A 13,351-nucleotide genomic window follows, 5' to 3' on the forward strand; every position below is an offset into this window, starting at 1 on the left:
CGGATCAGTGGAAATCCCGCGAACTGGGCAGGATGCGCACGTCGCGCGGATGACGATGGGGCGGCTGACGCGGCGGCTGCGGGTGGGCGACGATGTCGACGCGGGCCAACTGGACGTCGGCGACATGGTCCTCTGACAGGCGAGCCAAGTCGGCGGTGCGATCGACGACGCGGCGGGCGACGACGTGGACGACGCCTTCGGGGCTTTTCTCGACCACGCCTTCGACCTGCATCAGCCGGGCGGCCATGACCTCGCGGCGAAACTGTTCCAGCATCCGCGCCCACAGGACGATGTTGGTGATGCCGGTCTCATCCTCCAGGGTGATGAAGACCGCGTTGCCCTTGCCCGGCCGCTGACGCACCAAAACTACCCCCGCGACCCGCACAACCGAGCCGCCGCGTTTGGCCTCGGTTTCGGCGCAGGTCAGCACCCGGTCGGCGGCGAAGACGGGGCGAAGAATGCTCATCGGGTGGGCCTTCAGCGACAGACGCACGGTCTGGTAGTCGGCGGCGACGTGCTCGCCCAGCGGCATCAAGGGGAGTTGTGCGTCCGGCTCGGAGCCCAACTCGCGGGCGCCGCGCTCGCGCGCCTCGGCGGCGGCGAACAGGGGCAGGGGATCATCGTCGGGCAGGCGCCGCACCGCCCACAGTGCCTCGCGTCGGTCCTGGCCCAGCGAACGGAAGGCGTCGGCGTCGGCCAGCTTGCGCATCGCTGCACCGGGCAGTTCAGCGCGCCGGGCCAGGGTCTCGATGTCGGCGAAGGGCTGCTCCGCCCGCGCTGCCGACAGGCTGTCGGCCCAGTCCTTCTTGAAGCCGTCGATTTGGCGCAGGCCCAGGCGCAGAGCCGGTTCGCACGACGTCGGCTCCAGGCTGTTGTCCCAATCGCTGTGCGAGACGTCGATGGGCCGCACCTCGACGCGGCCGATGTCCTGCGCCTCGCGCACGATCTGGGCCGGGGCGTAGAAGCCCATAGGCTGGCTGTTCAACAGTGCGCAGGCGAAGGCCGCCGGGTGGAAGCATTTGATCCACGACGAAACGTAGACCAGCCGGGCGAAGCTAGCCGCGTGGCTTTCCGGGAAGCCATAGGAGCCGAAGCCCTTGATCTGTTCGAAGCAGCGCTGGGCGAAGTCGGGGTCGTAGCCGCGCGCGATCATCATGCCGACCATCCGGTCTTCATAGGTGTGCAGGGTCCCGTCGCCGCGGAATGTGCCCATGGCCTTTCGCAGTCCGTTGGCCTCGGCGTCGGTGAACTTGGCGGCGACCATGGCGACCTTCATCGCCTGTTCCTGAAACAGGGGGACGCCGAGGGTCCGGTGCAGCACCTGCCTCAGCTCGTCGGGCGGGCCGTGGTCGGGCGAGGGCGGGGGGTAATGAACCGCCTCGATCCCGTTGCGTCGTCGCAGATAGGGATGGACCATGTCGCCCTGGATCGGGCCGGGCCGGACGATGGCGACCTGGATGACTAGGTCGTAGAATTTCCGGGGCTTCAGGCGCGGCAGCATGTTGATCTGGGCGCGGCTCTCGACCTGAAAGACACCGATGGAGTGACCCCGGCACAGCATGTCGTAGACCTCGGGCCGTTCCGCCGGGACGGAGGCGAGGTCATGTTCGACGCCTTCATGGGTCTTGAGCAGGTCGAACGCCTTTCGGATGCAGGTCAGCATGCCCAGCGCCAGGACATCGACCTTCATCAGGCCGAGTTCGTCGATGTCGTCCTTGTCCCATTCGATGAAGGTGCGATTGGCCATGGCCGCGTTGCCGATGGGGACCGTCTCGTCCAGCCGCCCCTGGGTCAGGACGAAGCCGCCGACGTGCTGGGACAGGTGGCGGGGGAAGCTGAGCAGGCGCATCGCCATGCCGACGGCGCGGCGGATCATCGGATTGGTCGTGTCCAGCCCGGCTTGGGCCACGTGGCCGTCGCTGATCTCGTCGCCCCAACTGCCCCACTGGCTGGAGGCCAGGCGGGCGGTGACGTCCTCGGTCAGGCCCAGAACCTTGCCGACCTCGCGAATGGCGCTCTTGGGACGATAGCGGATGACGGTGGCGGCGATGCCGGCGCGCTGACGGCCATAGCGATCATAGATGTACTGGATGATCTCCTCGCGCCGCTCGTGCTCGAAATCGACGTCGATGTCGGGCGGCTCGTCGCGGTTGGACGACAGGAAGCGTTCGAACAACAGGTCGTGGCAGGCCGGGTCGACGCTGGTGATGCCCAGCACGTAGCAGACGGCGGAGTTAGCGGCGGAACCCCGCCCCTGACACAGGATGCCCTTGTTCTCGGCGGTGCGGACGATGTCGTGGATGGTCAGGAAGTAGGGCGCCAGGTTGCGCTCGGCGATGAAGGCCAGTTCCTTGTCAAGCAGGGCTTGGACCTTGGGCGGCGCGCCGTCCTCGTAGCGGATCGGCGTGCGGCGGCGGACCAGTTCTTTCAGCCAGCCCTGCGGCGTCCAGCCGGGCGGAATGGGTTCTTCAGGGTATTCGTACTTCAGGTCCTTCAGGTCGAAATCGACGCGCGACAGGAAGGCGGTCGTCTCTGCTATCGCCTCGGGCGCGTCGCGGAACAGGCGGGCCATTTCGTCGGGGGATTTCAGCCAGCGTTCGGCGTTGGTCTGCAGACGGCGGCCGGCGCTCTCGATGGTTACGCCCTCGCGGATACAGGTCAGGACATCCTGCAGGTCGCGCTCTGACGGGGAATGATAGAGGACGTCGTTGACGGCCAGCAGCGGCGTGTTCGTGTTCGCCGCCAGCATCTTCAGCCGAGCCAGCCGCCGACGATCATCGCCGCGTCTCAACATGGCGGCGGCCAACCAGACCGCGCCGGGCGCGGCCTTGGCCCCGCGCGCCAGCACAGTCTCTAATCCAGCCAACTGATCGGGCGGAACGACGATCAGCAGCAGACCTTCAGGATCAGCCAGCAGGTCGCTCAGGCCGATCTCGCACTCGCCCTTCTTCGCCCGGCGATTGCCCAGGGTCAGCAGCCGGGTCAGCCGGCCCCAGCCCGCGCGCGTTTCGGGATAGGCGATGATGTCAGGCGTGCCGTCGTTGAAGACCAGTCGCGCGCCGGTCAGCAGGCGGAAGTCCGCCGCGCGGCGCTTCACTTCTTCCGAAACGGCCAAGTCGTTCAGCGGATCGTCCATGAAGGCGAACTCGCCGGGACCGCTGCCCTCGCGCGCCTTCTCCGGCGGGTTCAGACCCACAGCCCGCAGTTCCCTTAGCGCGCTCCACGCCCGGACCACGCCCGCCACCGTGTTGCGATCGGCCAGCCCCAGACCCGCGTGGCCGCGCAGGAGTCCCGTCAGCACCAAGTCCTTGGGGTGGGAGGCGCCGCGCAGGAAGGAGAAGTTGCTGGTCGCGGCCAACTCGGCGTAGTCGCCCATGGGAGGCAGGCCGCTCATGCGAACAGGCCGTGGATGAACCAGCGCGGTTCGGACGTCTCGCCATAGAGGCCCTGACGGAACAGCCAGAAGCGGCGACCGTCCTGATCCTCGATCCGGTAGTAGTCGCGGGTGCGCTGATCCGGCGCCCGCCACCATTCGCCGCCGATCCGTTCCGGCCCCTCGGCGCGCACGACTTCATGCAGGACCCGGCGCCAGCGGAAGCGCAGGGGCGAGCCGTCGGGCACTTCGGCCAGAGCCTCGACCGGCTGGGGCGGATCGAACATCTGTAGCGGACGTAAGGGCGGATCGTCGGGATCGAGGTCGGGCCAGGTCTCGCCGCCTGGTCGCGCCGACGCGGGGACCAGCCGCGCCGCGCGCTCAGGGATATGCGAGGCGAAGGGCTCGAAACGCAGCACCGCCTCCGGTCCCAGACGGGCCGTCAGCCGGTCGATCAGGCGGCTGAAGGCCTCCTCGCCGGGCGTCTCGCGTTCCAGCCCCTGCTGGGTCGGCGTCAGGGTCTGGGTCCAGGGGACCGACATCCGCATCTGGTCGAAGCCGAAGCCGGGGTCCAGCGGGTTGGACAGGGCCGCCATCCGCTCGCGAAACAGCCGCAAGGTCGCGGGCGCGTCGCGCGTCGGGCGGCCGGTGCGGACGACGATGCGGCGCACTTCGCCGTCCACGCGATAGAAGCCGGCCTCGAAGGCGCGCCCGCCCTGACCGGCCAGATCCAGCCGGTCCATGGTCTCGACCAGCAGGTCGGACAGGACGCGCTCGATGTCCTCGGGGGCCGAGACCGGCTCGAAGAAGACGCGGTCGACGACCACGGGGGCGGGCGGGCGATGCGGGGTGATGCGCACGTCCTCGTCGCCCAGAATGCGCGCCAGCCGGGCGGGAAAGTCGGCGCCGAAGCGGGCGGCCAGGGGCGCGCAGGGCCGGTCGTCCAGATCGGCCAGACGTTTCAGCCCGGCGCGACGCAGGGCCTGTTCCTCTTTGTCAGACAGTTCCAGGGCGGCGACCGGCAGACGGCGCGCGGCGGCGCGATCCTCGCCTTCCGCGAAGATCCCACCAGGGCCGAAACGCGCCAGCGCTCGCGCGTTCTGGGGCGTTCCAGACAGGGCGCTGCGGACCTGCAGGCCGATGCGGTTCGCCCGGGCCTGCGCCGTCCTCATCAGTCCCGCCTCGCCGCCGAACAGGTGGGCGCAGCCGGTCACGTCCAGCATCAGGCCATGGGGCGGGTCCAGAGCGATCATCGGGGTGAAGCGGCCGAAATCCTCAAGCACGCGCGCCAGCAAGGCGGCGTCGACGTCGGGCCGGTGGGCGACGGTGCGTAAGGTTGGCGTCCGCGCCCGCGCGTCGGCCAGGGTCAGGCCGGGCGTCAGTCCCGCCCGCGCCGCCGCCGGATCGACGGCCGCCAGGCGCAGCGCGCCCTTGATCTTCTCGACCAGAACGACAGGCGGCGCGTCCTCAGGCGGCGTGACGGCGTCCTGCTTCTGACCCCTTTCCTGACGCCACAGCCGGTCGCTGGGCAGCCAGGGGAACCAGACCGCCAGATAGCGGCGTCGGCGGGCGGAATGATCGCTGCTCACGATCCCACTCCATGATCCAGGTTCCGGTCGCCCCGCCGCCGCGCCGCCGCAGCAGGGTCGCGGAAAAAGACGGTCGGCCCGGCGCCCCGCCTTCCAGAGGTTCCGAGGCGCAAGATGTGATCGACCAGCGGGTCTCAGCCGCACTGGGGCAGGGGGCGGCCCCCGCCCGCGCCAGGAACAGGGTCGCGCCGCCGGTTTCCGCCGCCAGCGCCAACCGTCGACTAGCCGTCAGGCTGAAGGCCTTGGCCTCGCCCCATGCGCTCAGCAGCACGGCTCCGACGGCGGGACTGCGCAGGGCCTCTTCGCCCACGGCCAACAGGGTCTGGACGTCGCGCGCCCGCACCAGCAGAAGATCGCCTGGCGACAATCCCATCTCGTGCAGTCCCGGCCCGTGCGGTCGCCCGGATTCCTGTCCCATCATCTCGTGCAGCCCCCAGACGATCGGCCGCCCCGCCGCCGCCTTCAGCGCCAGCCCCAGTCCGAAAGCATTGACCGCCACGGCGTCAGCCGGCGTAGCGGCATAAAGGTCGTGCAAGGCTTGAGGCGCAACTTCGACAGGAAATGCCTCAGAAGCGCCGAGGGGCATGCGTGGCCTACGGCCGGAGAATTTGTCGAGCGTCTGCAACCGCCCCTTGAGAGCGATCAGACGACCATCGCGTGAACTGATGTTCTTCATTTGTTCTATATGCCGCCACAAGCCCTTCTGGTGTCAAGCGCGGCCGAAAACAAATCGCACTGTCGCCCGGCGACGCGGCGCGCAACGAAACGGCTCGCGCGTTTGTTGGCAGTGCTGAAGACGTGCGGCGGCGGCCGACCACAGCCGGACGCTGATCCTCGCTCTGAAGAGGTTGCGATGAAACAGGTGCTGATTGTCGTCCATCCCCGCGTTCACAGCTTCACCATGGCCATGGCCGAAGCCTATGGCGCGGCCGCCCGGGAGGAGGGTGCCGAAGTCGATCTTCGCGATCTCTACAGGATGGATTTCGATCCCTTGCTGCATCCCGGCGAGATGCCGGATCACGACGGATTCGCGCCGCGCGCCGACGTGGTCAGCGAGCGTTCGGCCATCGGCGACGCGGATGTGTTCGTCTTCTTCTATCCGCTTTGGTTCAACGCGCCGCCGGCGATGCTCAAGGGCTATGTCGAAAGGGTGTTCGGCATGGGGTTCGGCTATTCGTCTTTCGGACGCGACGGAAACCGACCGCTGCTGGGCGGACGAAAGCTGGCCAGCTTCTCCAGTTCAGGCGCCCCGCAGCACTGGGTCGAACGCTCGGGCGCCTGGGACGCCATGCGCAAGCATTTCGACGACCATTTCGCCGCCGTGACCGGGCTGGAAGTGATCGGTCACTACAATATCGGCGGCGTCCACAGCGGCGTGCGGGAAGACGCTGTCGAACGTCACGCCGCGAGCGTAGCGGAACAGGCGCGGCGGATCATGCGGACCTTCCAGTCTTGAGCGCGGCAGGGGGCTCTCCAGTTGACCTGACCGGCGCGCGGCCCTACTGCCACGGTCGCGTCAGGTTCCCCGCAAGGGGATCAAAAGGGAACGGAGTTTGATGCTCCGGCTGTTCCCGCAACTGTAAGCGGCTAGCCCGCGCGTCATTAGCCACTGGCGATCTGGACGGCCTCAAGCCCGAAAGACCTCTGGGAAGGCGACGTGCACCGGCCTTGATCCGTGAGCCAGGAGACCTGCCTGTCGCCGTCGTTCTCCGCGCGGTCGGGATGTGCCGAGCGGTCGAGGTGACTCGTGTGACGACAAGTGGAAACCTGCCGCGTCCGCGGCCCCTTCCGCGCGTCCGATCGACGCTTGGGAGAGGCGTGGGGCGGCGTCGTCAATGGAGCCCCGGATGAACCGGATCGCCTACGCCTCTCTCGCCGCCGCCAGCCTGCTGGCCGCATTCCCCGCCGTCGCCGATGAGGTCGATCAGAAGGCTGCCGCCCCTGACGTGGCCGGTCGCGCCGCCGCCAGTCAGGTCGCCGACGTCATCGTCACCGCCAACCGCTCGGCCCAGCCGGCCCAGCGCGTCGGCGCCTCGGTTACCGTCCTGACCCAAGCCGCCATTGAGGCGCGCCAGAACCCCGCCGTGGCCGAGCTTCTGGCCCAGACGCCGGGTGTCAGCTACACGCGCAACGGCGGGATCGGCGCCGCCAGCAGCCTGAACATCCGCGGTGCCGAGGGCCATCACACCGTCGTCCTGATCGATGGGGTCAAGCTGAACGACCCGTCCTCGACCCAGGGCGGCTATAACTTCGGCAATCTGCTGGTCGGCGACACGACCCGGATCGAAGTCCTGCGCGGCGCCCAGTCGACCCTGTGGGGCAGCCAGGCCATCGGCGGCGTGGTCAACATCGTCACCGCCGAGCCGACCGAAGCCCTGCAAGGCTCGCTCGACGCCGAAGCTGGCGCGCGCGGCACGACCTATTTCCGGGGCGGGATCGGCGGGGCTGGTGATCGCCTCAGCTGGCGTCTGGCGGCCAGCCGCTATTCGACCGACGGCTTCTCGGCCTATGCGACCGGGACCGAGGACGACGGCTACGCCAACACGGGCCTGTCGGGGCGTCTGAACCTCAAGCTGACGGACGCGGTGTCGCTGGACCTGCGCTCGGTCTGGTCGGACGGACGGGCCGATTTCGACGCCTGGAACGGCGACAGCCGCGACTATGGCAACACCCGCGAACTGGTCGCCTACGCCGGTCTGAACTTCGACCTGCTGGCCGGGCGCTTGCGCAACCGGATCGGCTACGCCTGGACCGACACCGACCGTCAGAACTACAACCCCGACACCCTGGTCCAGCCGCTGACCTTCGACGCCAAGGGCCAGAACCGCCGCTGGGAATATCAGGGCACGTTCGCCGTCACCGAGACGCTGAACACGACCTTTGGCATCGAGAGCGAGCGCGCCGAGATGAAGACCCGCTCGCCGTCGGCCTGGGATCTGAACCCCGCCTTCGGCAAGGGCGAGGCCGGCATCGACAGCGTCTATGGTCAGGCGCAGTGGACCTTGATGGGACGGGGGCTGAACGGTCTGACCCTGACCGGGGGTCTGCGCTACGACGACCATCAGCAGTACGGCGATCAGGTGCTGGGTCAGGTCGCGGCGGCCTGGGCGCTGAACGAAGGCGACACCGTCATCCGCGCCAGCTGGGGCCAGGGCTTCCGGGCGCCGGGCCTGTATGAACTCTACAGCGAGTACGGCAATCTGACGCTTCAACCGGAAGAGTTCAACAGCTGGGAAGTCGGCGTCGAGCAGCGCCTGTTCAACCGCGCCGTGGTTTCGGCGACCTATTTTAACCGTCAGGCCGACAACGAGATCCGTTACAACGGCTGCGACTTCGGCACGACCGATCCGCTGTGCACCGTCAACGGCGTGGGCCGCTGGGGCTACTACAAGAACGTCCAGAAAACCAAGGCGCAGGGCGTAGAACTGGTCGGCCGCATCGACGTGACCAAGCGTCTGAACCTCAGCGGCAACTACACCTGGACCGACGCCCAGAACGCCTCGGGCGTCAACGACGGCAAGCAGTTGACGCGCCGGCCCGAGCACATGGGCAATCTGGCGGCGGACTATGCCTGGCCGTTCGGCCTGAAAACGGGCGTATCGGTCCGCTATGTCGGCGAGGCGTTCAGCAATGAAGCCAACACCTCGGTTCTGGACGCCTACACCTTGGTGGACGTCCGGGCCTCCTATCCCATCAACGATAATCTGGAACTGTACGGTCGGATCGAGAACGCTTTCGACGAGACCTATCAAACGGTCCAGAACTACGGAACTGCCGGTCAGGGCGTGTTCGGCGGCGTGCGCGTCCGCTTCTGATCCCAAGGCCTTTTGATCCCAGGGCTTCAGCCCGCCCGGTCCACCCAAGGCGTCGCCGAAGGTCCGATCGGGCGGGCCGTCATCTATATCGGATCCATGATGTGAGCGCTCCTAGATCCCTGGACTCTAAGTGATTGGATTTTTGAGAGCTACCGGTTCCCGATTTCTCGGAATCCATGACCTGAGGGCGGTATGTCTTCGTTCTGCAAAAGTCGATGGTGACCGCTGGTCGGGGGGGGCGTGGCCGCAAGGGTCACGCCATCGTCGCGCCGGGCTTTCCATCCTCCAGAACAAAGCGGGCGAGGTCGTGGGCGCCGGACGCAGCGCGGCTGACGTCATCGACACCGCGCATGGTGATGATCGTTTCCTCTGAGGTCACGTCGGCGCGGCTGTAGCCGTTCACGCGATTGTCGGCGTAGTAGAAGTCCGGATTGTCGGCCATCAGGCGCTGCATCTTGGGATAGCCGCCGGCGCTGGGCGAACTGATGGCGCCGGCGACAAAGGCGGGAGCGACGACGGGGCCGTCGGGCGTCTGCCGCAAGTTTGACGCCGCGAAGCTGTGCATGTCGCCGCCGACGACCATGGGATTGGATGCCTGGCTCAGCATTTCGACGACGCGCTGGCGCGTGGCGGGGAAGCCGTCCCAACCGTCATTGCCATAGCCCATGACGCCCGTCTGCTCATCGGGCCGCCGTAACTCGGCCATGGCGAACTGCTGGGCCAGGACGTTCCACGTCGCGGGGCTTTGCGTAAGGCTTTGTTGGAGCCACGCTTCCTGTTCAGCGCCGAGAAGACTGCGGCGGTGATCGCGTCTCAGCTCGCTGTCCAGAATATGGGCTTGCTCGCCTTCCTTCCGGGGCCAGTCGGTCCAGGTGGCGTACTGGCGGGCGTCGAGCATGTGGAACCGGGCCAGCCGGCCCCAGTCGAGGGCGCGATAGATCTTCATGTCGGCGCCGCTCGGCGTCATGCGCACCGGCATATGCTCGTACCAGACCCGGAAGGCGGCCGCGCGTCGGAGCCTGAACGCCTCGCGATCCTCCATCGAAGGCGAGCGCTCGGCCTTGTAGTTGTTGACCACCTCGTGGTCGTCCCAGATCACCATCCAGGGCGCGGCGGCATGGGCCGCCTGCAGATCGGCGTCCATCTTGTAGAGGCCGTAGCGGCGCCGATACGAGGCGAGGTCGGCGGCCGCCTCGTCGGGGTGGCGACGCGGCAGTCCCTCGCGGGGCCCGGCCTCATAGATGTAGTCCCCCAGGAAGAGGATCAGGTCGGGGTTGTCGGCCGCCGCATGGCGCCAGGCGGCGTAGTAGCCGTTCTCGTAGCGCTGACAGGCGGCGAAGATGTAGCGCAGGGCCTGGGGCTGGGCGTCGCGCGCCGGTGTGGTGCGGGTGCGACCGACCGGGCTGGAGGCGTCCCCCGCATGGAACCGGTAGAAGTAGGGTCGATCGGGCTCCAGGCCCTCGACCACGACATGCACCGAATGCGCAGCGTCAGGGTGAGCCTCCGACACGCCCGTCTGCACCATGCGACGGAACTCCTCATCCTCGGCCATTTCCCAGCGCACCGTCGCCGGGACCTGGGGCATGCCGAAGTCGATGGCCATCGGATCGGGGGCCAAGCGAGTCCACAGGACGACGCTGGTCGGGTCCGGATCGCCCGAGGCGACGCCCAGGGTGAAGGGCGAGGTCCCGAACCGTAGCGGCGCGGCGAAGGCGCGATCGATGGGCAGCAGGGAGGCTCCGGCCAGAAGGGAGGCGCCGTGAAGCAGTTGTCGGCGGTCGGTGATCAGCATGTCATGGTCCTGGATGTCAGGCGGCCCGGTGGCGTGAATATGGGGGAAGGGCGGCGGCGGCCGGGCCCGCCGCCGCCGCGTTCACCGCATCAGAAGGTGTAGCCGAGGCCGACGGTGATCGTCCGGTCCTCGAGTTGGTACAGCATGACCCGGTCCGGCTGGCCCGAGTATTCGTAGCGGTTCTCTTTGGTGAGATGGCGACTGTGGCGGTCAGGCTCAGGCCGTTCTCGAGCCGGTAGCCCGCCGACAGGTCGATCCGCCCCTGGCCTTCGACATAGACCGGGTTGTTGGCGGGGCCGAACTGCTCCTTTAGGAAGGTGTCGCGGTAGTTGTAGGCCACCCGCGCCGAGAAGCCGCCCTTCTCGTAATAGAGCGTGGCGTTCGCCGTATGCGGCGAGTTGCCGGGGATCTCGACGTCCTGGCCTGTCGCCAGCGCGCGCGAGGAGTCCAGCCGGGTGTAGTTGAAGATGCCGCCGAAGCCGTCGAGCGGCGCGGGCAGGAAGGTGAACGGCATCTGCAGGCTGAACTCGACGCCGCTGACCTTGCCCTCGCCGCCGTTGCTATAGGTGGTGGTCCGCACGTCTTCCGGCGTGGTCGCGCCGGGGAAGAGGTAGGCCTCGACGTAGCTGACGGGCTCGACGAAGTTGTCGATGTCCTTGTGGAAGAACGCCACCGAGACCAGGTTTCCGTTGCCGAAGTAATACTCCAAGCCGGCGTCATAGTAGTTGGCTTCAAACGGTTTCAGGTCCGGGTTGCCCCGCACCAGGGTCAGGTCATCTTCCGAAATCGTCGCCGTGGGGTTGATCTGCGTGAAGCGCGGATGGGTCATCACCCGCCCGGCGCCCAGACGCACGATCAGGCCGTCCACCGCCGTCGGCTCGAAGGCCACATTGATGTTCGGCAGGACATTGCTGAAGGAGTTTGAGCTTTCGACGGCGCGAACGCTCTTCTTGCCGTTGATGAGGAAATTCTCCCAGCCGCTGCCCGAATGATCCGTTTGCACCACCCGGACGCCGGCGTTGCCCCGCACGTCGGCCCACGGCATCTGGCCTTCGAACGAGGTCTGGGCGTAGGCCGCGATCACGTCGTAGCGCACTTCATAGGCCAGCGCCGGGTCGATGGCGGCCCTGGCGTCGGCTTCGTTGGGGCCGTACTTGTCCACGAACGACTGGGCATCGACGTAGGGCCAGATGCGCAGGAAGTCTGCGCTGCCGTGTCCCTTGAAGAAGTCGTTCAGCGGGAACGGGCTGACGGCGTCGGCGAAGGTGAAGTTCGTCGGCCCCTCGGCCGGCCCCTGAGCCGCGCTGACGCGGTTGTCCCTGATTTTGAAGCCGGCCCGCACTTCGGTGAAGAAGCCGTTTAGCTTGCGCGTGACGTCGCCCTGATAGGCGAACTCCGAAGAGCGCGCCTTGCCGTATTCGTTCAGGTTTTTGTCGATCTTGAAGGCCGACAGATTGGTCAGGTCCAGACCCGGAACGATCAGGACAGGCGACTTCGGATCGGAGCGCAGATCGTAACCGATGTTACGATTCATGCGGCTGCGGATGCGGCGGTCATAGCCGATCTGCTGGCCGAGGCTGTAGTCGAGGCGCCCCGAAACGATCCAGTTGTCGTTTTCCCACTTCGGCTTGATCGTCAGACCATAGGAGTCGGTCTCGCGATTGAGGCCTCGGTTCTGGAAGGTGAACTGGCCCTGGTCGACCAGGACGTAGTCGATCGTGCCGGCCTCGTTCGCATGCCCTTCGATGAAGGGGCGATTGCGCGCGGTGTTGATCGCGACCCGGCTGATGCTCTCCTGTCGCTGTTCATGGGCGTAGTTGGCGTTCAGGTAGAGTTCGAACGCGGTGATGGGGCGATACTGCGCCGTCAGGTCGAGGTTGGTGCGCGGCAGGCTGCCGAAGCGGAATTGCTGGTCGAATTGGGTGGCGTAGGTCTGGCCGCGGAGCGACAGGGCCGCAGGACGGCCGGTCTGGCTGGTCGGAGCCGGCAGCCAGCCATCGATGCTGCGGGTCTGGTCGCTGCGGCGGGTGCGGTCGTCATAGGAGGCCGCCACCAGCAGGCCGAGCGTGTCGTTCAGGAAGCGGTTGGACGCCATGATGCTGATGACCGGATCGGTCTCGCCGCTGTAGGCGTTGTAGCGCCCCTGCGCCGAGAAGCGCGCGGCGAAGCCGTCGATGTCGAACGGTTTGGCGGTGATCAGCCGCACGATGCCGCCCACGCCGCCTTCGTTGTCCTTGGCCTGGGCGGTCTTCACCACCTCGATCTTGGAGAACTGGTCGGAACCAAAGATCGCCAGGGACGAGCCCATGACGGGAGACTCGACATTGCCCATCACCAGGGTGGAGCGGCCGTTGATCTCCACGCGCGTCAGATCGGGCTCAAGCCCGCGGATGGTGATCCGATCGCCCTCGCCGTCGGTCCGCTCCATCGAGATGCCGGGGATGCGCTGGATGGCCTCCGCGATGTTCTGATCCGGGAACTTGCCGAACTCTTCGGCGGTGATGACATCGACGACCTGATCGGCGCGCCGCTTGTCGGCGCTGCTCTGGTTCAGCGACTGACGGAAGCCGACGACCTCGATGGCATCGACCTCCGTGGTGCTGATCGGTCCGTCGGCGGCGGCTTGAGCATGGGCGCCCGACGCGCCGAGGATGGCGGCGAACAGCGCCAGGGTGGACGTGGAGGCGGTGATTTTCAGATGCGCGCGCGAACGGCGCCCGCAAACGGGGGTCGTGTTCATTGCAGTGGACTCTCGATGATCCGGTTTTGGGGAGGAGGTCGA

At 67.2% G+C, this 13,351-nt stretch carries 7 protein-coding genes and 1 riboswitch; of the genes, 2 read left to right on the plus strand and 5 right to left on the minus strand.

The genetic code is table 11. The features are described 5' to 3' along the window. Positions 1 to 4: 4 nt before the first annotated feature. The 3 genes from AB4Y68_RS01480 to AB4Y68_RS01490 are packed head-to-tail and all read right to left on the minus strand — an operon-like array spanning position 5 to position 5,497. Entirely contained in the window at positions 5 to 3,394 is a 3,390-nt protein-coding gene (locus AB4Y68_RS01480) for an error-prone DNA polymerase (protein ID WP_441453412.1), read from the minus strand. Next, entirely contained in the window at positions 3,391 to 4,926 is a 1,536-nt protein-coding gene (locus AB4Y68_RS01485) for a Y-family DNA polymerase (RefSeq protein WP_441453806.1), read from the minus strand. The genes AB4Y68_RS01480 and AB4Y68_RS01485 overlap by 4 nt, the downstream gene beginning before the upstream one ends. Beyond that, a complete protein-coding gene (locus AB4Y68_RS01490; RefSeq protein WP_441453414.1) occupies positions 4,841 to 5,497 on the minus strand; it encodes an ImuA family protein in 657 nt (218 codons plus the stop codon). Before AB4Y68_RS01490 ends, AB4Y68_RS01485 begins: the two co-directional genes overlap by 86 nt. 318 nt (positions 5,498 to 5,815) lie before the next feature. Between AB4Y68_RS01490 and AB4Y68_RS01495 the strand changes: the two genes are divergently transcribed. Beyond that, the gene (locus AB4Y68_RS01495; protein WP_441453416.1) at positions 5,816 to 6,418 is read left to right on the plus strand and encodes an NAD(P)H-dependent oxidoreductase; all 603 of its coding nucleotides are present in this window, start codon (positions 5,816 to 5,818) and stop codon (positions 6,416 to 6,418) included. Positions 6,419 to 6,463: 45 nt separating this feature from the next. Next, positions 6,464 to 6,673, plus strand: a riboswitch (cobalamin riboswitch). 136 nt (positions 6,674 to 6,809) lie between these two features. Next, positions 6,810 to 8,777 carry a TonB-dependent receptor plug domain-containing protein gene (locus tag AB4Y68_RS01500; protein WP_441453418.1) on the plus strand — a complete coding sequence of 656 codons (1,968 nt, stop codon included), beginning with the start codon at positions 6,810 to 6,812 and terminating at the stop codon, positions 8,775 to 8,777. 253 nt (positions 8,778 to 9,030) lie between these two features. On the opposite strand, the gene AB4Y68_RS01505 is transcribed toward AB4Y68_RS01500, so the two are convergent. Together AB4Y68_RS01505 and AB4Y68_RS01510 are read right to left on the minus strand one after the other, a co-directional pair. Beyond that, a complete protein-coding gene (locus tag AB4Y68_RS01505; protein ID WP_441453420.1) occupies positions 9,031 to 10,569 on the minus strand; it encodes an alkaline phosphatase D family protein in 1,539 nt (512 codons plus the stop codon). 16 nt (positions 10,570 to 10,585) lie between these two features. Beyond that, positions 10,586 to 13,309, minus strand: coding sequence for a TonB-dependent receptor (locus AB4Y68_RS01510; protein WP_441453421.1), 2,724 nt, complete (start codon positions 13,307 to 13,309; stop codon positions 10,586 to 10,588). Between the last annotated feature and the right edge of the window lie 42 nt (positions 13,310 to 13,351).

Source organism: Brevundimonas sp. 2YAF1 (genome assembly GCF_052114745.1).
Classification (GTDB): domain Bacteria; phylum Pseudomonadota; class Alphaproteobacteria; order Caulobacterales; family Caulobacteraceae; genus Brevundimonas.

What these genes read in the sequence shown, in the direction of transcription:
- AB4Y68_RS01500 (WP_441453418.1), top strand. Translation starts at nt 6,810, where the DNA reads ATGAACCGGATCGCCTACGCCTCTCTCGCCGCCGCCAGCCTGCTGGCC.
- AB4Y68_RS01480 (WP_441453412.1), bottom strand. Translation starts at nt 3,394, where the DNA reads ATGAGCGGCCTGCCTCCCATGGGCGACTACGCCGAGTTGGCCGCGACC.
- AB4Y68_RS01505 (WP_441453420.1), bottom strand. Translation starts at nt 10,569, where the DNA reads ATGCTGATCACCGACCGCCGACAACTGCTTCACGGCGCCTCCCTTCTG.
- AB4Y68_RS01510 (WP_441453421.1), bottom strand. Translation starts at nt 13,309, where the DNA reads ATGAACACGACCCCCGTTTGCGGGCGCCGTTCGCGCGCGCATCTGAAA.
- AB4Y68_RS01495 (WP_441453416.1), top strand. Translation starts at nt 5,816, where the DNA reads ATGAAACAGGTGCTGATTGTCGTCCATCCCCGCGTTCACAGCTTCACC.